The organism is Microbacterium sp., assembly GCF_041641055.1.
Classification (GTDB): Bacteria; Actinomycetota; Actinomycetes; order Actinomycetales; family Microbacteriaceae; genus Microbacterium.
The window spans coordinates 1-24,880 of record NZ_JBEPZB010000027.1; the positions used below are offsets into that span (position 1 = coordinate 1).

At 70.0% G+C, this 24,880-nt stretch carries 23 protein-coding genes and 1 pseudogene; 18 read left to right on the forward strand and 6 right to left on the reverse strand.

Translation table 11 applies throughout. From position 1 onward, the window contains the following. Positions 1-126: pseudogene (locus tag ACESK8_RS14400) on the forward strand (DNA-directed RNA polymerase subunit alpha); the annotation flags it as partial. Positions 127-188: 62 nt separating this feature from the next. After that, complete coding sequence (gene rplQ, locus ACESK8_RS14405) at positions 189-740, forward strand: 50S ribosomal protein L17 (protein WP_372969240.1); 552 nt, start codon at positions 189-191, stop codon at positions 738-740. Between the two features lie 70 nt (positions 741-810). Here rplQ and ACESK8_RS14410 read toward each other — a convergent pair whose 3' ends face one another. Next, complete coding sequence (locus tag ACESK8_RS14410) at positions 811-2,385, reverse strand: AMP-binding protein (protein WP_372969241.1); 1,575 nt, start codon at positions 2,383-2,385, stop codon at positions 811-813. 127 nt (positions 2,386-2,512) lie between these two features. Between ACESK8_RS14410 and ACESK8_RS14415 the strand changes: the two genes are divergently transcribed. The 12 genes from ACESK8_RS14415 to ACESK8_RS14470 are packed head-to-tail and all read left to right on the forward strand — an operon-like array spanning position 2,513 to position 13,592. Further along, positions 2,513-3,313 carry a sulfite exporter TauE/SafE family protein gene (locus ACESK8_RS14415; RefSeq protein ID WP_372969242.1) on the forward strand — a complete coding sequence of 267 codons (801 nt, stop codon included), beginning with the start codon at positions 2,513-2,515 and terminating at the stop codon, positions 3,311-3,313. A 37-nt stretch (positions 3,314-3,350) separates the two neighbouring features. Next, positions 3,351-3,806: a MaoC family dehydratase N-terminal domain-containing protein gene (locus tag ACESK8_RS14420; protein ID WP_060927218.1), complete on the forward strand. Its 456-nt coding sequence runs from the start codon at positions 3,351-3,353 to the stop codon at positions 3,804-3,806. Further along, the gene (locus ACESK8_RS14425; protein WP_372969243.1) at positions 3,806-4,204 is read left to right on the forward strand and encodes a MaoC/PaaZ C-terminal domain-containing protein; all 399 of its coding nucleotides are present in this window, start codon (positions 3,806-3,808) and stop codon (positions 4,202-4,204) included. The genes ACESK8_RS14420 and ACESK8_RS14425 overlap by 1 nt, the downstream gene beginning before the upstream one ends. 11 nt (positions 4,205-4,215) lie before the next feature. After that, positions 4,216-5,346, forward strand: coding sequence for a UDP-N-acetylmuramate dehydrogenase (locus tag ACESK8_RS14430; protein WP_372969271.1), 1,131 nt, complete (start codon positions 4,216-4,218; stop codon positions 5,344-5,346). Between the two features lie 6 nt (positions 5,347-5,352). Beyond that, positions 5,353-5,964, forward strand: a complete 612-nt coding sequence (gene pnuC, locus ACESK8_RS14435) for a nicotinamide riboside transporter PnuC (RefSeq protein ID WP_372969244.1) — start codon at positions 5,353-5,355, stop codon at positions 5,962-5,964. A 24-nt stretch (positions 5,965-5,988) separates the two neighbouring features. Continuing rightward, positions 5,989-7,071: an AAA family ATPase gene (locus tag ACESK8_RS14440; RefSeq protein ID WP_372969245.1), complete on the forward strand. Its 1,083-nt coding sequence runs from the start codon at positions 5,989-5,991 to the stop codon at positions 7,069-7,071. A 4-nt stretch (positions 7,072-7,075) separates the two neighbouring features. Continuing rightward, positions 7,076-8,644, forward strand: a complete 1,569-nt coding sequence (locus ACESK8_RS14445; RefSeq protein WP_372969246.1) for an AAA family ATPase — start codon at positions 7,076-7,078, stop codon at positions 8,642-8,644. After that, positions 8,641-9,315: a potassium transporter Kef gene (locus ACESK8_RS14450; RefSeq protein ID WP_372969247.1), complete on the forward strand. Its 675-nt coding sequence runs from the start codon at positions 8,641-8,643 to the stop codon at positions 9,313-9,315. Before ACESK8_RS14445 ends, ACESK8_RS14450 begins: the two co-directional genes overlap by 4 nt. Continuing rightward, positions 9,312-11,204 carry a VWA domain-containing protein gene (locus ACESK8_RS14455; protein WP_372969248.1) on the forward strand — a complete coding sequence of 631 codons (1,893 nt, stop codon included), beginning with the start codon at positions 9,312-9,314 and terminating at the stop codon, positions 11,202-11,204. The genes ACESK8_RS14450 and ACESK8_RS14455 overlap by 4 nt, the downstream gene beginning before the upstream one ends. Further along, positions 11,197-11,805: a phosphohydrolase gene (locus tag ACESK8_RS14460; protein WP_372969249.1), complete on the forward strand. Its 609-nt coding sequence runs from the start codon at positions 11,197-11,199 to the stop codon at positions 11,803-11,805. Before ACESK8_RS14455 ends, ACESK8_RS14460 begins: the two co-directional genes overlap by 8 nt. Then, entirely contained in the window at positions 11,798-13,159 is a 1,362-nt protein-coding gene (locus ACESK8_RS14465) for an AMP-binding protein (protein WP_372969250.1), read from the forward strand. Before ACESK8_RS14460 ends, ACESK8_RS14465 begins: the two co-directional genes overlap by 8 nt. A 31-nt stretch (positions 13,160-13,190) precedes the next feature. Continuing rightward, entirely contained in the window at positions 13,191-13,592 is a 402-nt protein-coding gene (locus ACESK8_RS14470) for a glyoxalase/bleomycin resistance/extradiol dioxygenase family protein (RefSeq protein WP_060928518.1), read from the forward strand. Positions 13,593-13,604: 12 nt separating this feature from the next. On the opposite strand, the gene ACESK8_RS14475 is transcribed toward ACESK8_RS14470, so the two are convergent. Further along, positions 13,605-14,804 (reverse strand): pyridoxal phosphate-dependent aminotransferase, encoded by a 1,200-nt coding sequence (locus tag ACESK8_RS14475; RefSeq protein ID WP_372969251.1) that lies wholly within the window; start codon positions 14,802-14,804, stop codon positions 13,605-13,607. 111 nt (positions 14,805-14,915) lie between these two features. Beyond that, entirely contained in the window at positions 14,916-16,010 is a 1,095-nt protein-coding gene (ald, locus tag ACESK8_RS14480; RefSeq protein ID WP_372969252.1) for an alanine dehydrogenase, read from the reverse strand. A 115-nt stretch (positions 16,011-16,125) separates the two neighbouring features. Between ald and ACESK8_RS14485 the strand changes: the two genes are divergently transcribed. After that, on the forward strand, positions 16,126-16,635 hold the full coding sequence (locus tag ACESK8_RS14485; protein WP_372969253.1) for an Lrp/AsnC family transcriptional regulator: 510 nt from the start codon (positions 16,126-16,128) through the stop codon (positions 16,633-16,635). A gap of 107 nt (positions 16,636-16,742) precedes the next feature. After that, on the forward strand, positions 16,743-17,843 hold the full coding sequence (locus tag ACESK8_RS14490) for a helix-turn-helix domain-containing protein (RefSeq protein WP_372969254.1): 1,101 nt from the start codon (positions 16,743-16,745) through the stop codon (positions 17,841-17,843). 250 nt (positions 17,844-18,093) lie between these two features. Here ACESK8_RS14490 and ACESK8_RS14495 read toward each other — a convergent pair whose 3' ends face one another. From ACESK8_RS14495 to aceA, 3 genes are all read right to left on the reverse strand, one after another. Further along, entirely contained in the window at positions 18,094-18,525 is a 432-nt protein-coding gene (locus ACESK8_RS14495; RefSeq protein ID WP_372969255.1) for a hypothetical protein, read from the reverse strand. Positions 18,526-18,597: 72 nt separating this feature from the next. Next, positions 18,598-20,253, reverse strand: coding sequence for a malate synthase A (gene aceB, locus ACESK8_RS14500; protein ID WP_372969256.1), 1,656 nt, complete (start codon positions 20,251-20,253; stop codon positions 18,598-18,600). 24 nt (positions 20,254-20,277) lie between these two features. Beyond that, complete coding sequence (aceA, locus tag ACESK8_RS14505; protein WP_372969257.1) at positions 20,278-21,603, reverse strand: isocitrate lyase; 1,326 nt, start codon at positions 21,601-21,603, stop codon at positions 20,278-20,280. Positions 21,604-21,739: 136 nt separating this feature from the next. Between aceA and ACESK8_RS14510 the strand changes: the two genes are divergently transcribed. Then, complete coding sequence (locus ACESK8_RS14510; RefSeq protein ID WP_372969258.1) at positions 21,740-23,191, forward strand: helix-turn-helix domain-containing protein; 1,452 nt, start codon at positions 21,740-21,742, stop codon at positions 23,189-23,191. Between the two features lie 119 nt (positions 23,192-23,310). After that, on the forward strand, positions 23,311-24,864 hold the full coding sequence (locus ACESK8_RS14515) for a glucoamylase family protein (protein ID WP_372969259.1): 1,554 nt from the start codon (positions 23,311-23,313) through the stop codon (positions 24,862-24,864). Positions 24,865-24,880: the final 16 nt, after the last annotated feature.

The window sequence follows — 24,880 nt, forward strand, 5'->3', positions numbered from 1 at the left end:
TTCGGCCAGAAGTCGGTCGACGAGGTGCGCGACAAGCTCATCTCGCTCGGTCTGTCGCTCAAGGATTCGGTGCCCGGTTTCGACGGCGCCCACTTCTACGGCGGCAGCGAAGACGAGTCCTTCTGACCCACCCGGATTGTCATCTGGCATCGGCCAGCTGACCGACCTTTCCTGACCAGGAGCTAGATATGCCCAAGCCCACCAAGGGTCCCCGCCTCGGAGGCGGCCCCGCCCACGAGCGCCTGCTGCTTGCCAACCTCGCGGCGGCCCTGTACACCCACAAGTCGATCAAGACGACCGAGACCAAGGCCAAGCGCCTTCGTCCGCTCGCCGAGCGCCTGATCACCTTCGCCAAGCGCGGAGACCTGCACGCTCGTCGTCGCGTTCTCTCGGTCATCGGTGACAAGGATGTCGTGCACACCCTGTTCGCCGAGATCGCACCGCTGGTCGCTGACCGCGACGGCGGCTACACCCGCATCACCAAGGTCGGCAACCGCAAGGGCGACAACGCTCCGATGGCCGTGATCGAGCTCGTCCTCGAGCCCGTCACCCCGAAGGCGAAGTCCACCAAGAAGGCTGCCAAGGCTGAGAAGCCGGCCGAGGTCGTCGAGGAGGCTCCGGCCGAGGAGGCACCCGCTGAGGAGGCTCCCGCCGAGGAGTCCGCCGGTGCCGAGTCGCAGGCCGAGGGTGAGGCAGCCGAGGCTGCCGCCGAGGACGCTGTCGAGAAGAAGTCCGAGTAAGCACCTCGCTCACTCGAAGAAGCCCGTCATCCGAGAGGATGGCGGGCTTCTTCGCGTGCGGGCCGCGACGTCAGGACCCGGCGCGCAGATCCTTGCGGAGGATCTTGCCGGAGGCCGACTTCGGGATCGCGTCGATGAACTCCACCTGACGCACCTTCTCGTGCGGGGCGACGTGCCCCGCGACATGCGCCATCACCGCATCCGCGTCGAGCTCCGCGCCCGACTGCACCACGACGAACGCCTTGGGCACCTCCTGCCCGTCGTCGTCGAGTGCGCCGATGACGGCCGCATCGGCGATGGCGGGATGCTCGAGCAGCACGGCCTCGAGCACAGCCGGCGCGACCTGGTAGCCCTTGTACTTGATGAGCTCCTTCAGCCGGTCGACGATGCGGAAGATGCCGTCGTGGGTGACCGTCGCGACGTCTCCGGTATGCAGCCATCCGTCGGCGTCGAGCATGTCGGCTGTGGCGTCAGGGCGGTTGAGATAGCCCTGCATGACCTGGGGACCGCGGATGAGGAGTTCGCCCGGCGTGCTCGCACCCTCCGCCGGCACCTCGACATCGGCTCCGTCCTCGCCGATCAGGCGGGCTTCGGTGTCGGCGAGGAGCAGACCCACCGACGAGCGGTCGATGTCGGGGCGGTCGTAGGGGATCGCATGCGTGACGGGGCTGGTCTCGGTCATGCCGTACCCCTGGCAGACCGTGCAGTCCAGGCGCGTGGCGACGGCTGTGGCGAGGGCGCCGTCGAGCGGAGCGGCACCCGAGAAGATGACCTTGATCGACGACGTGTCGAACTGATCGACGAGCGGATGCTTCGCGAGCGCCACCGCGATGGGGGGAGCGATGAACACCCAGGTGGTGTGGTGGTCCTGCACGACGCGAAGGAACTCGGTCAGGTCGAACTTCGGCATCGTGACGAGCGCGGCGCGCTGGCGCAGTGCGAAGTTCAGGAGAACGGTCATGCCGTAGATGTGGAAGAACGGCAGCACGGCGAGCACACGGTCGTCGTCGCCGAGCGAGATCGTGGACCGGCACTGGCTCACGTTGGCGATGAGGTTGCGGTGGGTCAGCATCACACCCTTGGGGCGCCCGGTGGTGCCGGACGAATACGGGAGGACGGCCAGATGCGTCGCCGGATCGAATGCCACCTCGGGGGCGTGGTGTCCTTCGCCGAGGAGCGCGGGCAGTGACGGATGACCGTCCGCGCCGTCCAGCACGATCAGGTGATCGTCCGCGATACCTCGGCTGGCGGCAGCGACCTTCGCTCCGGGTAGGAGCGGTGACACCGTGATCAGCCAGTCGGCGTCGGCATCCGTCAGCTGGTTCGCGATCTCGTCCGGGGTGTACAGCGAATTGATGGTGGTGGCCGTGGCGCCGGCCCGCAGCACCCCGTGGAAGACCGTCGCGAAGGCGGGGACGTTCGGGCACAGGATGCCGACCTTCGTGCCCACGCCCACTCCGCGCGCGGCGAGAGCGCCGGCGAAGAGGTCGATCTGCCCGATCAGCTGCCGGTAGGTCGTGGTCGCGCCACTGACGCCGTCGATGAGGGCGACCGCGTCGAGACGATCCTCATCCACGTCGCCGAACAGGAACTCGTGGATCGAGACCGCGGGGATCTCGACACCGGGATAGGAACTGCGCACCATGAGATCTCCTTCGATCCGGCCGAGGACGACGACGTCCGATGCGATCCAGTGTCGCACAACTCGATACCCAGTCCCAGGGGTTCGTCCGCAGTCCGAGTCGGGGGTCGTCCGAGAGTAGGCTGAACCGGTGACCGATGCCGAGACCCTGAGCAGAGGGCCTCGCGCCTACACCGCCTTCATCGGGATCGGCCTGATCGCCGGCCTCCTCTCCGGCCTCTTCGGCGTCGGCGGCGGCACGGTCATCGTGCCGCTCCTCGTGCTCTTCCTGCACTTCAACCAGCGCCTCGGCGCCGGCACCTCGCTCGCCGCGATCGTGCCGACGGCCACGGTCGGCGTCATCTCCTACGCGGTGAACGGCGCGGTCGCGTGGATCCCTGCACTGATCCTCGCGGCGGGCGCCGTGGTGGGGGCGCAGATCGGCACCCGACTGCTGCCGAGGATCTCGCAGACGGTGCTGCGCTGGTTCTTCGTCGGCTTCCTCGTGATCGTGATCATCAGCCTGTTCCTCGTCGTCCCGTCGCGCGACGCAGAGTTCGAGCTGCAGCTGCTGAACGGGCTCGCCCTGCTCGTGGTCGGCGTCGGCACCGGCATCCTCGCAGGTCTCATCGGCGTGGGCGGCGGCGTGATCGTCGTGCCGGTCCTCATGCTGGCATTCGGCACCAGCGACCTGGTGGCCAAGGGCACCTCGCTGCTGATGATGATCCCCACGGCGATCTCGGGGACGATCGGGAACCTGCGCAATCACAACGTCGACCTGCGGGCAGCGGCGATCGTCGGGGTGTCGGCCTGCACGACGACCGCACTCGGCGCGTGGCTGGCCACGCTGATCGACCCGCTCGTCGGCAACATGCTGTTCGCGGCATATCTCGTGGTGATCGCGGTGCAGATGGCGATGAAGGCGATCAAGGGGCGCAAGAAGAAGGACTGAGGGCGGACCTGTCGCAGGCCCTCGGTAGGATCGAGGGGTGGCAGTGAATCAAGAACTGGTCGGCCGGGCGTTCCCGCCGACGGCCCCGTACCTCGTCGGCCGTGAGAAGGTGCGCGAGTTCGCTCGCGCCGTCTTCGCCGACGCCCCGCAGCACACCGACGTCGACGCCGCGCGTGCCGCAGGCTTCGACGACGTGGTCGCTCCACCGACGTTCGCGATGGTGATCCAGGACCAGACGCTCCAGCAGCTGCTCGCAGAACCCGACTCGGGCATCGTGCTGGCGCGGACCATCCACGCCGAGCAGAAGTTCACGTACTCGCGGCCGATCGTCGCCGGGGACGAGCTCACCGGTCGGCTCAGCGTCACCGGCATCCGGATGATGGGCGGCAACGCGATGATCACCAGCGCGGCCGAGATCGTGGATGCCGCGGGCGAGCACGTCGTGACCGCCACCAGCGTGCTGCTGGTCGGCGCCGAAGAAGGAGCCGAGTGATGCCGTTCGCCGTCGGAGACGTCGTCGCAGAGCGCACCGTCCACCTCACGCGCGAGTCCCTCGTGCGATACGCCGGTGCGTCCGGCGACTTCAACCCCATCCACTACCGCGACGACGTGGCAGCGTCGGTCGGTCTCCCCGGCGTGCTCGCCCACGGCATGCTGACCATGGGCATCGCCTCGTCGGTGGTCGTCGCAGCCCTCGAGCCGGGCACGCGGATCCTCGACTACGGAGTGCGCTTCACCAAGCCGGTGGTGGTCGACCCGGTCGACGGAGCTGACCTGCATGTGGTCGCGACCGTGGGCGCCGTCGATGACGCCTCCACGCGCGTCGACCTCAAGGTGACGTTCGACGAGACGACCGTCCTGGTCAAGGCGCAGCTGCGCATCGCCTCCTGATGGGCGGCGCGGTGCACGAGGTCGAGCCGATCCGGCTCTCGACTCTGACGACCCTGCGCACGGGCGGCGCACCGGAGCGCATGCTCGAGGCCTCGACCACGGCAGAGCTCGTCGACGCGCTCACCGAGGTGTGGTCGCGCGGCGACGAATGGCTCGTCCTGGGCGGCGGCTCGAACCTGTTCGTCGGCGACGAGCCGTTCGAGGGCACCGTCATCCGCATCCTCACCCAGGGCATCGAAGAGCTGCCGTCCCCGCACGACGGTCGCGTGCGGCTGCGCGTGCAGGCGGGGCACGGCTGGGACGACCTGGTCGCCTACGCCGTCGAGCACGGGTACGCGGGCCTCGAGGCCATGAGCGGCATCCCCGGGACCGTCGGCGCCTCACCCGTGCAGAACATCGGGGCGTACGGCCAGGAGATCCAGGAGACGCTGGTCGAGGTCGAGCTGATCGACGAGGCGACGGGCGAGATCTCGGTCGTCCCGGCGGCCGAGCTCGGTCTGGGGTTCCGGACCTCCGTGCTCAAGCACCACTACGGCGGGGTGCCGCAGCGTCGGGCCGTCATCCTCTCCGTCACGGTCGACCTCGTGGTCGCGAGCGAGCGCGTCGTGCGCGGCGAGCAGCTGCGCAGAGCACTCGGTCTCGACTCCGACGCACCGGTGCCGCTCACGTGGGTGCGCGAGCGCATCCTCGCCACGCGCGCGTCGAAGGGGATGCTGCTCGATGAGCACGACCCCGACACCCACGGCGTCGGCTCCTTCTTCCAGAACGCGATCGTGCCGGAGATCGTGGCGCGGTCGCTGCCGCCGGAGTGCCCTCGGTGGCCGGTGACTCCCGACCTCGACGCCGTGACGGTGATCCCTCTCGCCTCGTACGACGGCTTCGTGCCCGCCGTGAAGCCGGAAGCGCCCGATGTGAAGGTGAGCGCCGCGTGGCTGATCGAGCAGGCCGGGATCCGCAAGGGGTTCAAGCTCCCGCGGTCGCGCGCCTCGGTCTCGACCAAGCACGCCCTCGCCCTCACCAATCGGGGCGGTGCGACGGCGGCCGAGGTCTCCGAGCTCGCCCGCTTCATCCAGAGCCGCGTGCACTCGGAGTTCGGCCTCGTGCTGCAGCCTGAACCGGTGCTGCTGGGCGTCGAGCTCTAGCCGGCGATGCTCGACTGGCTCCAGGCCGAGTGGCCGCAGGTCCTCGGTTTCGTCACCGGCGCCGTGTGCGTCTGGCTCGCAGGCCGACGCCACGTCGCGAACTACCCGATCGGCATCGCCAACAACGTGGTGCTGTTCGTCGTCTTCATCGGCGCGGGACTGTATGCGACCGCGGTGCTGCAGGTGGTGTACCTGCTCATGGGGGTGCACGGCTGGTGGCGGTGGACGCACGGTGTCGAGCAGAGTCGCACCTACGTCGTGAGCACTCCTCGCCGCGCGTGGACGTGGCTGATCGCCGCCGCGCTCGTCGGGACGGCCGTGCTCGTCTGGGTGCTCCTGACGTTCACTGACTCGCAGGTCGCGATCGCCGACGCCGCCACGACCGCCGTGAGCCTCGTGGCGCAGTACATGCTGAATCGCAAGTGGATCGAGAACTGGTTCGTCTGGATCGCGGTCGACATCGCGTTCGTCGGACTGTCCGTCGCGGCGGGGCTGTGGGTCATCGCTGCGCTCTACACGCTCTTCATCGGGCTCTGCGTGATCGGATACCGCTCCTGGCGTCGGGCGGCGGCCGCTGATCTCGAGGCGGGTGCCGCGGCATCCGTCATCCGGGCGTGAGGGCGCAGGCGTGAAAGGACGAGCATGAGCGGGCAGCGACTCGGGCACGGACTCGTCCTCGGCAAGTTCTATCCCTTCCACAGCGGTCACTCCCACCTGATCCGCTCAGCCCAGCGTGCGAGCGACAGGGTCACCGTCCAGGTGCTGGGAGCATCGGTCGAGTCGATACCGCTCGACGTCCGTGCGGCCTGGATCCGCGAGTCCCACCCGGGCACGACAGTGGTCGCGGCGATGGACGATGCCCCGGTCGACTTCGACTCGGAGTCGGCCTGGGACGAGCACATGGCGCTGATCGCGTCGCTGCTCGACAGCCCCGTCGACACGGTGTTCTCGTGCGACGCCTACGGCGGCGAGCTGGCCAGGCGACTCGGCGCGCGGTGGGTGCGGATCGACGAGGGACGCCGGATCAACCCCGTCTCCGGGACCGCGATCCGCGGCGACGTCGCCGGGCACTGGCACGAGCTGGCCCCGGCCGTGCGGGCCTGGCTCACCTCCAGGGTCGTGGTGCTGGGCGCCGAGTCGACGGGCTCGACGACCCTCGCCGCAGCGCTCGCGGCGCACCTCGGCACGCTGTGGGTGCCGGAGTACGGCCGCGAGCACTCCGTGACCCGGGAGGGCGGCTTGACCGCCCCCTGGCGCAGCGACGAGTTCGACGTGATCGTCGACCGGCAGATCGACCTCGAGCGGCGGGCGCTCCGGGAGGTGCCGGTGCCGGTGCTCGTGTGCGACACCGACGTGCTGGCGACGGCGCTGTGGCACGAGCGCTACGTCGGTCACCCGGCTCGGCGGCTGTTCGATGCGGCGGCCGCGCACCGTCCGCTCCTGTATGTGCTGACCGGGGACGAGATCCCCTTCGAGCAGGACGGCATGCGCGACGGCGAGCACATCCGCCACGACATGCAGCAGCGGTTCCGAGCCGTGCTCGCGGCGCAGGACGTGCCGTGGCTCGAGGTGCGCGGTGACGTGCCGGCACGTGTCGAGGCGGCCGCATCCGCTCTCGCCCCGCTGCTCGCCGAGCGGCTGCGGTTCGCGGTGCCGCTGGAGGCGAGGCCCCTCGACGAGCAGCGTGCGCTCCAGTCGGACGCGCGGACGAGATCGTTAGGATGATCGCATGCCCGACCGCTGGAACCGAGTCTCCGCATCTCCCACGAACCCCGGCAGCGGTCACGGCGTCGAGGACTTGACCGCCGAGGACCTGTTCCGCCCGGCCGCACGCGCGACCGTGCCTCTCGACGAGAAGCTCCGACAGGTCTACTACTGGATCGTCAACCGCGCGGTGATCTCGCCCTACTACGACATGGAGTTCTCGCACGGCGAGCCGCTGTCGATCGGCCTCGGCGACGCGGGGGCGACGGTCTCGCTGCCGACCCAGGCCTCGTTCTCCTCGAACGTCCTCGTGCCGCTGCTCACCTTCGCGGTCGGCGGGAAGTGCCTGCTGATCGGCGGACCGGGACGCGGCAAGACGACCGTCGCCGTGCTGATGGGCGTGCTCGCGGGCACGTCGTCCGAGGACGTGCGACGAGCGGTGCAGCAGGGACAGCCACAGCTCACGGTGAGCGATCTCGTCGGCATCCCGCTTCCGCGCGACCTCGTCGGCGCCGAACGCCTCGCCGACATCCGCATCGCCTGGCGGGACTGGCTCGGTCTCCCCGTGAAGATCATCGACGAGTACAACCGCATCCCCACCAAGACGCAGTCCGCGCTGCTGACGATGGTGGCGGAGGGATACGTCGAGAGCCACGACCAGATGCGACGCACGGCGCCCGACGGCGGCGTCGAGAGCTGGTTCTTCACCGCCAACGACGACGCGGGTGGTGGGACGTTCCCCGTCATCCAGGCGCTCCGCGATCGGATGGACGTCACGGTGCAGGCGGCGGGCTTCAACAGCCGCTTCTTCGACGAGCTGATCACCCGCGTCGAGGCGGGGGAGAAGCCGGAGGAGCACGTGCCGACGGAACTCGCCTTCGACGCCGCGCAGCAGTCCGAGATGCGCGCGCGGATCCGCGCGGTCCCGATCCCGGATGCGGTGCGCGATCGGCTGCGGTTCTTCCTCAGCCACTTCGAGTTCGTGCAGCACGGCGGACGCCGGTTCGAGTATCGGACGAAGGATGTCGTCACGACGGCCGGCGGCCGTGTCGGCGATGTCATTGAGGCGAACAGCGGTGCCGACCTCGAAGTCGATCTCGGCGCGCAGACTCGCAACGGCCTGTCGGTCCGAGCACTGCAGACGCTCATCCTGTACGCGAAGGCGATGGCCTGGTTCCGGGGCATGGACGCGGTCGAGCTCGACGATGTCGCGGCGGTGCTGCCCTTCGTGCTCCGCGGCAAGCTCCTGCCGCACAGCACCCACCCACGGTTCGACGTCGGCGCCGAACCCGAGCTCAGCACCGACACGGTGAGCTGGCTGGCCGACCTGTTCACGCAGTCCTGCCGCCAGTACGACGCCCTGGGGCGTGACGCCGACGACGCCGTGGCGGCCCTGCTCGCGGAGTTCGATCGTGGACTCGACGGCGTCTCGGCGCTGGAGGCCTCTCGGCGCATCACAGCGGTCGAGGCGCAGCTGCGCCGCATCGCCACGGTCGGCAAGCTCTACGGACGCGACTTCGACGACGTGATCGCGCTGAAGTACCTCCACCAGCGGTACACCGCCTATGTGCGCTGGCAGGAGCTGCGCGGGTGAACCGTCTGCCCGTGCAGCTCGCGAACATCGCGGCGCCCTTCACCCCGGCCGACCTCCCCGATCTGTCCGCCGCGGGACTGGATGCCGCACTGGCCGCCGCCTCCGTGCGAGCGGCTCACGGTGACCCTGTGCTGTTCGCTCACGCGCTCGCCGCGGGCGTCGCGACGGACCCCGCCGCGGCGACGGAGCGGGAGCGCGCCCTCGCCCTCGTCGCGATCGCGGCGTGGAGATCGGGTGCTCTGGCGCTCAGGGCGGATGCTCTCCGTCGCCTCGACGCGGTCGACACCGCGCCCGGTCTGACCGCGGCGGCGGCGACGCTCGGCCTTGAGCTGGATGTGCTCGAGGAGTTCCGACGACGCCAGCGGACCGACCGGTACTGGTGGCCGGGGCGCGCGGAGCAGCGCGGGTATGTGCTCGCCGTCGGCGGCTTCCGCGGCATCGGCGGTGCCTGGATCCGGCCGCCGGAGCGAGTGGAGCGTCTGGCAGACGACGGCGCCTTCGCTCTCCTGGTCTCGGACACGTGGTGGCGCCTGGACAGCGACGTGTGGGGTGCTCGGCTCTCGTCGCTCCCGGAGGAGCCTTCGCCGTCACCCGCTCGCGACGACGGCGTGAGTGTCGTCATCGGACCGGACACGCACCTCGCCTGGGTGCATGTGCGGGAGCAGGGATGACCCGCCTGCCCGACCGTGTGCCGCTGTCGGATCAGGCTCGCTCCGCCTGGGAGCGAGCGCTCGGGCTGTGGCGGGTCCGACTGGAGGATCCCGCGATCCGACCCGGCGCCGCTGCGCGCCAGGGCGCGCCCGCCTGGTTCGCCTTCCCTCCGTCGGTGACCGTGGATCCTCGCTACCTCGCCGATCACGGGCTCGCCGACGAGCTGTGGAGCATGTTCGCGCACGAGATCGGTCACCACGTGCTGGCCCCCAGCACCCGGATCGATTCGCTCAAGATCGATCACCAGATGGCCAGGGCGATCGCGGTCGCCGCACCGCGGCGGGATGCCGGCGACGGGGCGCGGCGGCTGTCGAACCTGTGGTGCGATCTGCTCGTGAACACGAGACTCGCCCAGCTCCAGCGGGCGGAGCGGGCGCCCGACCACGTGCCCACGGCCGACCTGGGCGTCGTCCGCCTCGGACGCGCGCTGTACCCGGTCCCCGAGGGGAGCACCGACCGCCTCTGGTGGGTGTACTGCCGCGCATACGAACTGCTGTGGCAACTGCCGACCGGCACCCTGTGCGCCGCCCGGCCTCCGGCACGGCCGGTGCGGGCGCGCGTCGAATCGACCGAGGTGCCGCTCAGCCGCATCCCGGAGAAGCACCGGGAGCAGGAGCGGCTGCTGCGGGCGGCGCGCGCCGAGAGCGCACGTGTGGCCGCCGAACTCGCGGGGGCGACCGCGACGAACCCCGCGGTGGACGCCGCTCTCGTCGCCGATGCCGTCCGCTCCTTCTCCGCCGACCCGGTCTCGGGAGCCGCTCTGTTCGGTGTGATCGCGGCGCCGTACCTCGCGGAGCACGACGGCGCCGGTGGGGTCGGCGATACCCCGAAGGGCGGCGGGCGAGGCAGCAGCGCCACGAGCGGATGCGGGGTCGACGATGCCCCGGCCACCGCGGACGAGCTCGGTCGCATCCTGGCCGATCAACGGCTCCGCGGGGACCTGCCTCGGCATCCTGGCGCAGTCGGGGACGCCGACGCGGGGAGCGGCGACGACGACCAGGCCGCAGACGACGGGAGCGCCGGGCAGACCCTGACGATCGCCCGCACGCTGCAGCTCTACAGCGAGAGTGGAGAGGATGCCGTGCTCGCCGCCTGGTACCGCAACGAGGCCGCAGCGTGGGTGCGCCCCTATACCCGTCAGGCGCCCTCGACGCCGACCGGCGGCATCCCCGGTCCCGTCGAGCTGTGGGAGGTGGGCGACGCGCTGGCTGACGTCGACTGGCCGCTGACGATGCGCTCGGGTGCGGTCATCCCCGGGGTCACCACGCGTCGACGCTCGGAGCTCGACGACGAACCGCTCGTGCAGGAGACGAGTCTCGAGCTCGACCTGTACATCGACTCCTCCGGCTCGATGACCCATCCGCGCAACGGCTCACCCGCGGTCCTCGCGGCGACGATCCTCGCGCTGTCGATCCTGCGCGGCGGCGGCCGGGTGCGCGTCACCAGCTTCTCTGGCACGGGCGAGGTCGCCGGCATGTCCCGCTTCGGCCGGAACCCCTCCGAGATCATCGCCGCGGTTTCGCTCTTCTTCGGCCGCTCCACCTCCTTCCCGCTCGATCTGTACGCGTCGCGCTATGCCGGCCTTCCGCCCGCCGACGATGCGCAGCGTCATGTCGTGGTGCTCTCCGACGACGGCCTCGTGTCGATGTTCGGCGTCGGCAACGAGCCGTACTCGGGCGTCGCGAAGGCCGTTCGCCAGGTGCTGACCACCGGTACGCTCGTGCTCATGGACCCTCGGCACCAGGTGGCGCAGCTCGCCGAGCGCGACGGCTACGACGTGGTGTATCTGCGCACCATGGCCGATGCCCCCGGAGCCTGCGCGGCGTTGGCGGAGACTCTGCATGGCTGAGACGGAGGCGCTGCTCGCAGCCTGGAGCGAGCGCTCGGGCGGTGAAGCCGAAGCCTGGGCGCGCGCACGACCGGGACCCCGGCTCGACGCGGTCGCGGCGCGCATCTCCGGCATCCCTCAGGAGTTCCTCGACGAGCGGATCGCGCTGCGGGCGCTCGCCGGAGACATCCTCGGCGTGCAGCTCGCAGCGCAGCGTTTCGACGACGACCCGCGGGTTCGTCAGGGGGCCGCGATCGGGCTCTGGCTCGCGGCGAGCGAGGGACTGCTCGAGCCCTTCGAACCGGCGCTCTCGACCGGATGGACGGCCCTCGCCGTCGACGCCCTGGCACTTCGGGTCGCCCCGGTGGCAGCGCCGTCGGCGTGGACCTCCGACGATGAGAGACGGATCGAGGCCGCACGCACGTTCCTGCTGTGGTGCGGGTTCCTCCCCGCGGGCGAGGATGCCGCGACGGCCTCCTCGCTGCTCGCCGCCTGCGACTCGCTCGCCCGCGACCGGGCGCTGGCCGAGGCGTATGAGGGGCACCGGCATCGGGCGGACATCGCTCGCAAGCTCCAGGAGGCCCGCCGCAAGGAGGCAGCGGCGCGGTACTCCAGTGAGTGACCCGGACCTCGCGGGCGCGCTGGCGCTCGCCGAGTACGCGCCGGGGGAGGCCGCGGTGCTGTCGGATGCCGAGCGCTGGCCGACGATCGATCGCGAGGGGTCGGCGCGGCTGTCGCGCTGGCGCTCGCATCCCGACGCCCCGCACTGGACCCATGCCACGGGCGACAGGCTGACAGCGGAGCAGGTGGAGCGGGTCCGCCGTCCGCTCGCCACCGCCGGCTGGCTCGACGAGCACCTCGCTGCGGCGCGCCGCACACTGCGGTATCGCGGGATGCCTGCGGGTGCGGCACTCGAGGACCATCCCACGATCTCCCGCTCCGACCTCGTCGAGGATCTGGCGGCGTTCGTCCCCCTCGACGCGGACCTCTCCCGCATGCTCCACGGCACGAGCTCCGGCTCGACCGGCGCCGCCCTGCTGATCCCGGACGACGTCGAGGAGGTCGCTCGCGGCTTCCACCTGCTCCTGAGCCTCGCCGAGCGCGCCGGAGCCACCGTCGTCGCGGTCGGAGAGCGGATGGCGCTCGTCAACCTCGTCTTCCAACGGCAGGCGTTCACGTATGCGTCGGTGATCTCGAGCTTCGCGCACCGCGCGATGGCGCGCCTCAACCTGCATCCATCCGCCTGGCCGGCACCTGCCGCCCGTACCCGCTTCCTCGCCGACGCCGACCCGCAGATCCTCAGCGGGCACCCGACGAGCCTGGCCGAGCTGCTGGATGCCGGGCTCGATGACGTGCTGCATCCCGCGGTCGTCTTCTCCGGGGCGATGGCGCTGTCCGCTCCACTGCGGGCGCGGCTGGAGGCCGCCCTCGCCTGCCCGGTCATCGACGTCTACGGCCTGCACGAGACGCGCCCGATCGCGGCGCGCACCGACGACGGTCCGTTCCGGATCCTCGACCGCCGGGTGCACGTCGAGGTGCTGGACCCGCGGCGGGACGTCGCGGTCCCGCCCGGAGCGATGGGCGAGATCGTCGTGACGGCGGGGGAGAACCCGCTCCTGCCTCTGGTGCGCTACCGCACCGGCGACCACGGCCGTCTGGTGACGTTCCCCGACGGCACGCGGGGCATCGCCGACCTCGAAGGCAGGGACAACACGCGTTTCCGGGGGGCGGACGGCACTCTCGTGCCGTGTGTCGAGGTGACCCAGCAGCTCCAGTCCCATGGCGCGGAGGGCTGGTCGATCGAGCAGGACTCCGACGGCGAGGTCAGCGCGACGATCGTCGCCGGCGACCTCGACGCGATCCGCCTCGCCCTGCACGCCCTGCTCGGACAGCCGCTGACCGTACGGCAGGTCGCACGGCCGATCGACCTGGGCGAGGGGAAGCCGCGCCGCTACCGCAGCGCCGTCCCGGACTGACAACCCCGTCGGTTCGCCGTACACTCGCGGCATGAGCGGACTGATCCCGTACCTGCTGTTCCCCGGCAACGCCGCGGAGGCGCTCGAGCACTATCGCTCGGTCTTCGGCGGCGACCTGCAGCTCCTCGACTACGCGCACGCCGGGCGTCACGACGGTCCTGGTGACGCGATCGCGCACGGGCAGCTGTCGGGTCCGGTCGAGCTGGCAGGAGCGGATGCCGGTGCGGACGACGACGCCGTGCAGATGAACGGCATGTTCCTCTCGCTGCTGGGCACCGCGGACGCCTCGACGCTCACCAGCTGGTTCGACCGGCTCGCCGTGCAGGGGCGCGTCATCGATGCGCTGCAGAAGCGCCCCTGGGGCGACTATGACGGCACGCTCGTCGACCGCTACGGAATCCGCTGGCTCATCGGATTCCACGACGAGGACTGAGTCGCGTCGGACTCAGGAGAACAGCCGCTGCAACCGCTGCACGCCCTCGAGGAGCTGGTCGTCTCCGAGCGCGTACGACATGCGGATGTAGCCGGAGGGGCCGAAGGCCTCTCCCGGCACGACGGCGACCTCGGCCTGATCGAGGATGAGGTCGGCGAGCTCGAGCGACGTGGTCGGCGTCACCCCTCCCCAGGTGCGTCCGAGCAGCCCCTGCACGTCGGGGTAGACGTAGAAGGCGCCGAGCGGGTTGGGTACGACGAGGCCGTCGATCTTCGACAGCTCGGAGACGATGAGGCGGCGGCGACGGTCGAAGGCCTCGCGGAACTGCTCGGCCTCGGTCTGGGGGCCGTTGAGCGCCGCGATCGCCGCCTTCTGCGCGACGTTGTTGACATTGCTCGAGAGGTGCGACTGCAGGTTGCCGGCGATCTTGATCGCGTCGGCGGGGCCGACCATCCAGCCCACCCGCCAGCCCGTCATCGCGTAGGTCTTCGCCACTCCGTTGACGAGGATCGTCTGGCCGGCGAGATCGGGAACCGCCGCGACGATCGAGGTGGCCGTCGTGCCCTCGTACGTGAGGTTCTGGTAAATCTCGTCCGAGATCACCCAGATGCCGTGCTCGAGCGCCCACTCGCCGATGGCTCTGGTCTCCTCGGCGGTGTAGACGGATCCGGTCGGGTTCGAGGGGGAGACGAACACGAGCACGGTCGTGCGCTCGGTGCGGGCGGCCTCGAGCTGCTCGACCGTGACCTTGTACTCCTGGTCGGCGCCGGCGAAGACCTCGACCGGGGTGCCGTCGGCGAGGCGGATCGCCTCGGGGTACGTGGTCCAGTACGGCGCGGGCAGCAGCACCTCGTCGCCCGGGTTCACGACGGCCTGGAAGGCCTGGTAGACCGACTGCTTGCCGCCGTTGGTCACGATCACCTGGCTGGGGGAGACATCGAGCCCGGAGTCGCGCAGCGTCTTCGCGGCGATCGCCTCACGCAGGGCCGGGAGGCCGGGAGCGGGGGTGTACCGGTAGCTCGCGGGGTCGGCCAGCGCCTCGGCGGCCGCATCCACGATGAACTGCGGCGTCGCGAAATCGGGCTCGCCGGCGGCATACGAGATGACGGGCTTGCCTTCGGCCTTGAGGGCCTTCGCCTTCGCATCGACCTTCAGGGTCGCCGATTCGGCGATGGCGGACAGTTTGCGAGAGAGAGGAGCGCGTTCGGTCACGAGTACGAGCGTACCCGGGAGGCCCCGGGTCCTGCCGGGCGTGTCGCCGACAAGAAGCGAGGTTCTTATCGAGCGGTCAGGTGCTCACGCGGGCGCTCGCGGCCGAATCGCTCAGACCGCGTCGAAGCCGTGAGCGCGGGCGACGGCATCCAGCGTGATCCGTCCGTCACGGACGTTGAGCCCCTTCGCCAGTGCCGCATCGGCGGAGGCCGCGGCATCCCAGCCCTTGCCGGCGATCGCCGACACGTAGGGGAGGGTGGCGTTGGTGAGGGCGCGGGTGGCCGTCTCCGGCACGGCACCCGGCATGTTGGCGACGCAGTAGTAGATCGAGTCGTGCACCGCGAACGTGGGGTCGTCGTGCGTGGTCGGACGCGATCCCTCGAAGCATCCGCCCTGGTCGATCGCGATGTCCACGAGCACCGAACCCGGCTTCATCGCGGCGACCATGTCGTCGGTGACCAGCTTCGGTGCGGCGGCACCGGGGATCAGCACCGAGCCGATCACGAGGTCGGCGCTCGCCAGCTCCTCGGCGATGTCGTATCGGCTCGACGCCCTGGTCTGCAGGGCGCCGCCGTAGCGGTGCTCGAGCTCGCGCAGTCGGGGGAGGGAGATGTCGATCACGGTCACCTGCGAGCCGAGACCGAGTGCATTCGCGGCCGCGTGCTCTCCGGCGACGCCGCCGCCGATCACGACCGTCTTGGCGCGCGGGGTGCCGGCGATGCCGCCGAGCAGCACGCCGCGACCGCCGGCGGAGCGCATCAGCGAGTACGAGCCCATCGTGACCGAGAGGCGCCCGGCGATCTCGCTCATCGGCACGAGCAGCGGCAGGCTGCGGTCGGGCAGCTGCACGGTCTCGTAGGCGACGGCGGTGGTGCCCGCATCGACGAGCGCCGTGGTGAGGGCCCGATCGGCGGCGAGGTGCAGGTAGGTGAACAGGGTGAGATCGGGCCGCAGGAAGCCGTACTCCTGGGCGATCGGCTCCTTGACCTTGATCACGAGCTCCGCCTCGCCCCAGGCCTCGGCCGCCGTGTCGACGATCTCGGCACCGGCGGTGCGGTAGTCGTCGTCGGAGATGCCCGAGCCGACGCCCGCGCCCGATTGCACGAGCACGCGGTGGCCTTCGTGCACGAGGCGGTCGGCGCCCGCCGGAGTGAGGGCGGTGCGGTTCTCGTTGTTCTTGACCTCTGTGGGCACGCCGATCTTCATCGATCCTCCATCTGACGGTTGCGCGAGTGCAATCCAGAATCGCAGAAACGTCGACCGATCGACAGATCTCCTGAAGAAGATTCGCTGAGGACGGGATTCCTGCATAATCGTTCACATGGAGACCTCGTCCGAAGCCCCGCCGTCGAACACTCTTCGCGCCCCGGCTCTCGATCCGATCGATGCGCGGATCGTGCAGCTCCTGAGCGGGGACGGACGCATGACGAACGCGGAGCTCGCGGGCCAGCTCGGGGTCGCTCCCTCGACGGCCCACGCCCGGCTGCGTGCGCTCGTGGATCGCGGGGTCATCAGCGGCTTCCACGCGAGCGTCGACGAGCGGATGCTGGGCGCCGGCCTCCAGGCGATCATCGGCGTGAGCCTGCGTCCGAGCGCTCGGCGTGAGAGCATCGTCGAGTTCGCCGACCGCGTGCGGGCGCTGCCGCAGGTGATCCAGGTGTTCTTCCTCGGCGGAGACGACGACTTCCTGCTGCACATCGCGGTCGCCGACTCGTCCGAGATGCGCGAGTTCGTGCTGGAGCACCTGTCGGCCCAGAGCAGCGTCGCCTCGACCAGGACCAGCATCGTGTTCGACTACCACCGCAACTCCGTGGCGGCATCCTTCCGCTGAGAGCGAGCGCCGAGCGTATATATTGCAGGCGCTCTCACGACCTCCCTAGGGTGAGGGCGGAAACGGAGCGGCCGACGAGCGAGCGGTCAGCATCCGGTGGGGGTGCGATGGGTCGGGTGCTCGACGACGCGGAGATGGCGGCGTGGCTCGCCCGCCTCTCAGGCGGGCTCTGGACGAGAGTCGGTGACGACCCGGCCGGTGCGACGGTGCCCGCCTGGTTCACGGAGGAGGTCCTGAGGCTCGAAGGCCAGGTCGGGATGCTCCAGCTGTCGAACTTCGGCACGATGAAGGCGCATGATCCCGACGCATTCGAAGCGGCCCTGCTGCGGCGTTCGATCGGAGCCACGATGCTCTACAGCACCCTGCAGACCCCGCATACGGTCACGTACGAGCGGGGCGACGAGGCGGACGAGGACATCGTCATCGTCGGCATGGCCAATCAGGGCGGTGAGCGATTGCACACGGCGACGGGCGCGCAGTTCCTGAGTGTCGGGCGGATGGGCTTCATGTCGAGCCTCGGTGCCTCCGTCGTCGAGCATCTCGGGGTGAGCGACACTACGGGCGTCGTCGTACCAATCGCCGCTCTTCCCGGATACACCAGCGTGCTCGCCCGCGGAGCCGAGCTGTTCCCCGACACCCCTCTGACGAGGGCGGCCGGTGCGGCACTGGGGCGGATGCTGTTCGAATGGGCGAAGGATCCCGATCAGGGACCAGGAGCGATCGCCGGCACGGAGGCGGCCCTGCTCGCACTGGTGCGGGGACTCTTCCGACAGTTCCCGGCAGACGGCGAGGCGGATCGCGCGAGCGAGCTTCGCGCCGAGGCGGGGAAGATCATCGAGAGACGTCACAGGGACGCGTCGTTCGGCATCGAGGAGCTCGCGGCCGACCTGCACATGAGTCGACGGCAGCTGTTCCGGCTCTTCGCGGGAACCGAGGAGAGCGTCGCGGGGCGGCTGTCACGCCGGCGACTGGCGACCGCACGGGAGGAGCTGCTGATCCTGCCGGCCCAGGACCTGGCGACGGTGGCGACGCGCTCGGGTTTCACGGATGCCGCCGCGCTGCGCGCGCAGTTCTCCCGCCACATCGGCGTGAGTCCGCGCGCCTTCCGCCACGCCGCGAGCTTCCGGCCGCCGCGGCTGGCGGAGGCGATGCTGCTCAGCGACGAGCAGTCCGGTGCCCCGGTATCCGACGGTCCGCGCGCCCGGTGACGTGCGATCGCGAATAGCGTGCCATCCTCGACGCTGAGTGCCGGAGTGCGCGCGGGCGGTGACAGATGCCGCTGCGGCGCTTCTCCCCGGTCCCGAGCGTCTCTACTCTGAACCTGCCCGCGCCCCCAGGCGGGCCACGACGGCAGGTGATGACGGGTCCGCGGGCCTCGAGACGCCGGCCCGTCGGGGCTTCCGGACCGGCGGATCGCCGGTCCGGAAGCTCGGGCGCGCGGGCGGCGGCGTTCGTCGGTCAGGCGCCGAACGACGACGGCAGCGCGCAGTAGTCGGCGAAGCGGCGGGTCGCGTTGTCGGGATCCGTGAGGTCGACGAGAGCACTCGCGATCGAGTGGGGCGGCTCATCGCCGGCCAGCTGCCAGACGATGAAGTTCCAGAGGCCACGGGCCGTCGGGGCCACGAGCATCTCGGGCCCCGAGACGACAAGGATCGTCGGCGCGTCGGCGGCGCGGAACGGCGCGATGATGTCGGCGCGCAGCGCGGCCTCGTCCTCGTCATCGACGTGCCCGCGTTCGACCTGTTGGTCCGCGGCGGTGAGAGCCGCCGCGAGATCATCGGCGGCGCGGCGCGAGCGCTCGGCATCCGCTCCGGAGACCGCGACGAGGCGACGCCCTCGCGGATACAGGTGCAGGAACTCGGAAGCCAGGTCGGACCAGACGTCACTCATGATTCCAGGCTACGCCCGCACACGACCACGGGCCCTGCGGATGCCGATGCCCCCGCGGGCCCCGCCGGGCGCTCAACCCTCTTCGACGAGGAACCGGCTGTAGGCGCCGAGCGTCAGGAAGGCGGGGAACTCCTCCTGCAGCGCGACCTCGCGGAACACGGATGCCGCGTCGTCGAAGCGATCGCCCTGGTGACGGTCGACCTCGTCGAGCACCTCCGAGATCAGGCCTTCCACGAACTCCGCCGTGATGGCCGTGCCGTCCTCGGTGGAGCGGTCCTGGTGGATCCACTGCCACACCTGCGAACGGCTGATCTCGGCCGTCGCGGCATCCTCCATCAGGTCGTCGATCGCCACGGCGCCGAGTCCTCGCAACCAGGCCTCCAGGTACCGGATCGCCACCGAGACGTTGCCGCGCACCCCCCGGGCGGTGATCGGTCGACCGATGTGCAGGTCGAGCAGCTGCGACGCGGTCACCATGACCTCAGGGCGGGTGCGGTCGATCTGGTTCGGCCGCTCGCCGAGCACGGCGTCGAACTCGGCCTGGGCCGTCGGGATCAGGTCGGGATGCGCCACCCAGGTGCCGTCGAAGCCGTCGCCGGCCTCTCGCTTCTTGTCGGCCGTCACCTTCTCGATCGCCCTCGCCGTGACCTCAGGGTCACGGCGGTTCGGGATGAAGGCGCTCATGCCGCCGATCGCGTAGGCGCCCCGCTTGTGGCAGGTCTGCACGAGCAGCTCGGTGTACGACCGCATGAACGGCACCGTCATCGTGACCTCGCTGCGGTCGGGGAGCACGAAGCGTGCGCCACGGCCGCGGTAGTTCTTGATGATCGAGAAGATGTAGTCCCAGCGTCCGGCGTTCAGGCCTGCACAGTGATCGCGCAGCTCGAAGAGGATCTCGTCCATCTCGAAGGCGGCGGGCAGCGTCTCGATGAGGACGGTCGCGCGGATCGTGCCGTGCGGGATCCCGACGTACTCCTCGCTGAACGAGAACACGTCGTCCCAGAGCTTCGCCTCCTCGCTCGACTCGATCTTGGCGAGGTAGAAGTAGGGACCCCGGCCGTTCGCGATGAGCTCCTGCGCGTTGTGGAAGAAGTAGAGCCCGAAGTCGACGAGCGAACCGGATGCCGCGGTGCGGCGCCCTGCCCGATCGGTGAACTGCAGGTGCTTCTCCGGCAGGTGCCACCCGCGGGGACGCATCACGATCGTCGGCGTGCGCTCGGCGGTGACGCGGTACTCCTTGCCCTCGGGGGAGGTGAAGGTGAGCTGGTCGCGGATGGCGTCGCGCAGCGAGAGCTGGCCCTCGATGACGTTCTTCCAGGTGGGGCTCGTGGCGTCCTCCTGGTCGGCGAGCCACACCCGAGCACCGGAGTTGAGGGCATTGATCGTCATCTTCGGATCCGTCGGTCCGGTGATCTCGACACGTCGGTCCTCGAGCCCAGGCCCTGCGCCGGCGACCCGCCACTCGGCATCCGCACGGATGTGCGCGGTGTCGTCGCGGAATCGCGGGTCGTGGCCGTTGCCGATCTCGAATCGACGGCGCAGCCGGTCGGCGAGCCGATCGTGACGGCGTGAGGCGAACCGGTGGTGCAGCTCGGTGAGGAACGCGATCGCCTCGGGGGTGAGGACCTCGTCGTAGCGGTCGCGCAGGGGCCCGGCGACGGTGAGAGCGGGGCCCTGCTGCGTCGTCTGGATGGGAGCCGTGGTCGGGGGTGCGGTGGGAGTGGTCATGATCGTGTGTCCTTCACAAGAGGTTCAGTGGAACTGCGCGGCTTCGGTGGAGCCGGCGAGGGCGAGGGTCGCGCTGTCGGGGTTGAGCGCGGTCGAGATGACGTCGAAGTAGCCGGTGCCCGCCTCGCGCTGGTGCTTGGTGGCGGTGTACCCGTTCGCCTCGGCGGCGAACTCGGCCTCCTGCAGCTCGACGTACGCGCTCATGGCGCGTTCGGCGTAGCCGCGGGCGAGGTCGAACATGGAGTGGTTGACGGCGTGGAAGCCGGCGAGCGTGATGAACTGGAACCTGTAGCCCAGGTCAGCCAGCTCCTGCTGGAACGTCGCGATCTCGGCGTCCGACAGGTGGCGCTTCCAGTTGAAGCTCGGTGAGCAGTTGTAGGCGAGCAGCTTGCCCGGGAACTCGGCATGGATCGCTGCGGCGAAATCGCGAGCCAGCTCGATGTCGGGCTCACCCGTCTCGACCCACAGCAGGTCGGCGTACGGGGCGAACGCGAGCCCGCGACTGATGACCGACTCGATGCCGGGGCGGATGCGGTAGAAGCCCTCGGGCGTGCGCTCGCCGGTGGTGAACCGCTGATCGCGCTCGTCGACGTCGCTGGTGAGCAGGTCGGCGGCCAGAGCATCCGTCCTGGCGATGATCACCGTCGGGACGCCGGCCACGTCGGCTGCGAGACGTGCGGCGTTGAGCGTGCGGATGTGCTGCTGCGTGGGCACCAGCACCTTGCCGCCGAGGTGACCGCACTTCTTCTCGCTGGCGAGCTGGTCCTCCCAGTGGATCGCGGCCGCCCCGGCCTGGATCAGGGACTGCGCGAGCTCGTATGCGTTGAGCGGTCCGCCGAAGCCGGCCTCGGCGTCGGCGACGATCGGAGCCAGCCAGTCCTGGGTGACGTCGCCCTCCGCATGCTCGAGCTGGTCCTGACGGATCAGGGCGTTGTTGATGCGGCGCACGACCGCCGGCACCGAGTTCGCGGGGTAGAGCGACTGGTCGGGATAGGTCTGGCCGGCGAGGTTGCCGTCGGCGGCGACCTGCCATCCCGACAGGTAGATGGCCTTGAGGCCGGCCCGCACCTGCTGCACGGCCTGCCCGCCGGTGTAGGCGCCGAGCGCCCGGACGTAGTCCTCGGTGTGCAGGAGGTTCCACAGGTTCTCGGCTCCGCGGTGCGCGAGCGTCGCATCCTCACGGACGGAGCCCCGGATGCGGATGACGTCCTCTGCCGTGTAGGTGCGCTCGACGCCGTCCCAGCGGGGATCCGTCTCCCAGATCTCCCGGAGCTCGGCGGCCGTCTGAACCTGGTCACCGGCACGCAGGCCGGCGGGGCGTGGGGTCTGGTTCTGAGCGGTGTTCGTCATGGTGTCTCCTCCGTTGGATGCCCGGACCGTGAAGCCCGGTGGCGTGTTCCCACTGTGCGTGAAGTTCCAGGCCCGCGATGACCGATCCCGGGGTGAAGATCGCGTGAAATTCTGTTTCTGTGACAGAATCGGCCGCATGACCACCCCTGCCGTCGAAGAAGACGCCGACGCTCTCACGATCGGCCGCCGCATCCGCCAGCTGCGCACCGCGCGCGGCATGACCCTCGATGACCTCGCCGCCGCCGTCGATCGGGCACCCAGTCAGCTGTCGATGATCGAGACGGGCAAGCGCGAGCCGAAGCTGACGCAGCTGCAGGCGATCGCCCGAGCGCTGGGCGTCACGATCGACGCCCTCCTCGAGGGGGAGCCTCTGGACGAGCGCAGCGCGATCGAGATCGCCCTCGAACGGGCCATGAAGGGGCAGACGTTCCAGGCGCTCGGCATCGAGCCGTTCCGGATCGCGAAGAGCATGCCGACGGATGCCCTCAAGGCGCTGCTCGCTCTGCACGGCGAGATCGATCGGCTCAAGGACGAGCGCGCGGCGACGCCGGAGGAGGCGCGGAGGGCCAACGTCGAACTGCGCCATCTGATGCGCCGTCAGGACAATCACTTCGCCGACCTCGAGGCCAAGGCGGCGGAGATCCTCGCCGCCGTCGGGCACCCCGGCGGGCCCCTCACGCAGCGGACGGCGTCGGAGATCGCCGCGCACCTCGGCTTCACCCTGCACTACGCGCCCGATCTGCCGCAGACCACCCGCAGCGTCGCGGATCTCGCGAACGGCCGTCTGTACCTGTCGAGCAGCGTGCCGGCGAAGGGCGACGCCAGGACCGCTGTGCTGCAGGCGCTGTCGAGTCGGATCCTCGGTCACGCCGAGCCGCGCAGCTACGCCGAGTTCCTCCGCCAGCGTGTGGAGACGAACTACCTCACCGGCGCGCTGCTGATCCCCGAGGCCCATGTCGTCCCCGCGCTGAAGGACGCGAAGGCACGCAAGGCCATTTCGATCGAGGATCTGCGCGACGCCTACTCGGTGTCGTACGAGACCGCGGCCCACCGGTTCACCAACCTCGCGACGCGCCACCTCGACATCCCGGTGCACTTCCTCAAGGTGCACGAGTCCGGCACCATCACCAAGGCGTACGAGAACGACGACGTGAACTTCCCCACCGACCGGCTGGGATCCATCGAGGGCCAGATGTGCTGCCGTCGCTGGACGAGCAGGGTCGTGTTCGACGAGGACGACCGGTTCAACCCGTACTACCAGTACACCGACACGGGCAACGGCACCTACTGGTGCACGGCGCGGGTCGAGGCGTCGAGCGAGGGGCTGCACTCGGTCAGTGTGGGCGTGCGCTTCGACGACACCCGCTGGTTCGTCGGTCGTGACACCCCGCACCGCGGCGTCTCGAAGCACTCGGTCGAGGTGTGCTGCCGACGGGCGCCGGCCGAGCTCGAAGGGCGCTGGCGCGAGAACTCCTGGCCGAACGTGAAGACGCCCAGGACGCTGCTCGCCACACTGCCGACCGGGGCCTTCCCCGGGGTGGACACCACCGACGTGTACGAGTTCCTGGACGCGCACGCGCCGCGCTGAGACGCGTCGGGCGGCATCGACGCTGCATCAGCGGGGGTTGATCCAACATCGAACGGGTGTTAGGTTTTCGCGTGTCGGAGCGCTGCGATCGGCAGCGCCGTTCTCGATGAGGAGACACGATGAAGCGATGGATGAACACGCTGGCGGCGATCGGACTCGTCGTATCAGCAGTGGGGCTCGCCGGGCCCGCAGCGGCCGGCGGGGGACGACCTGGCACGGCGGAGCTGAACCGCTGGGCAGCGGATACCTGGCGATCCCTGGACGCGACGACCGACGAGCAGACCGGACTGCCGTCGGACAACATCACCGGTGACCTCCAGACGCCTGGCGCCTACACCTCGCCGACGAACATCGGCGGATACCTGTGGTCGACCGTCACTGCTCGCGATGTCGGGATCATCAGCGACGACGAGGCGAGCTCTCGTCTGTCGACCACCCTCGACACTCTCGCGAACCTGGAGCGGAACGAGGCGAGCGGCATGTTCTACAACTGGTACTCCCCGACGACGGGCGAGAAGCTCACCACCTGGCCGGACTCCGGCGACCCGGTGCATCCGTTCCTCAGCACGGTCGACAACGGCTGGCTCGCCGCAGCGCTGCGCATCGTCCGCGAGGCGGAACCGGAGCTCGCGACAGAGGCCGACGCCCTGTACGACTCGATGGACTTCGCGGCGTTCTTCGACCCCGAGGGTGCGGCAGGTCTTCCTGCCGGCACGAATCGCGGCGGATTCTGGGATGCGGCACCGCCGGACTGCAGTGTCGAGGCTCCGATGTACAACGGATCGGGGGAGACCGCGTACTACACCTGCCACCACTACGACACGACCGTCAGCGAGAGCCGGATCGCGACCTACCTCGGCATCGCGAACGGGCAGATCCCGGCCACGGCGCTGTACGGCACGCACCGCACCATGCCTCCTGGCTGCGACTGGGCCTGGCAGGAGCAGCTGCCGCAGGGCGAGGTCCGCACCTACGACGGCGTCGAGGTCTGGGAGGGCACGTACTCGTACGACGGGATGTCGTTCGTGCCGAGCTGGGGTGGGAGCATGTTCGAGTCGCTGATGCCCGACCTCCTCGTGCCGGAGACCAAGTGGGGTCCGCGGTCGTGGAAGCTGAACCACCCGATCACGGTCGCCGTGCAGAAGCAGCACGGACTCGAGGAGGCCGGTTATGGCTACTGGGGATTCTCGCCCGCGAGCGACCCGTTCGGCGGGTACGCCGAGTACGGGGTGGACGTCGCCGGTATGCGGTCGGACGGCTACACCTCGGATGCCGAGAAGACGGATGTCGACATCGATCGCCCCGGGTGCGCGACCGGTACGAACCCCGCGCCGGAGTTCGGCGACGGGGTGGTGACGCCGCACGCGGCATTCCTGGCCCTGCCCTACGACCGCAAAGGTGCGCTGAAGAACCTGGAGGGCATCGAGGACGAGCTGGGCGCGTACGGCCCCGGCGGGTTCTACGACGCCGTCGCGGTGCACAGCGGCACGATCGCCGACCGCTACCTCTCGCTCGATCAGTCGATGATCATGGCGGCGATCGGCAACGAACTCACGAAAGATACACTCAAGGCCTACTTCGTGGACCGCGAGATGGAGCAGCGCCTGCGGCCGGCGATGACGCAGCAGGTATTCGGCTCGTCGTGGGGAGCCGGAGGCGGCCACAAGGGCTGACGCTCCGCATCGCCCG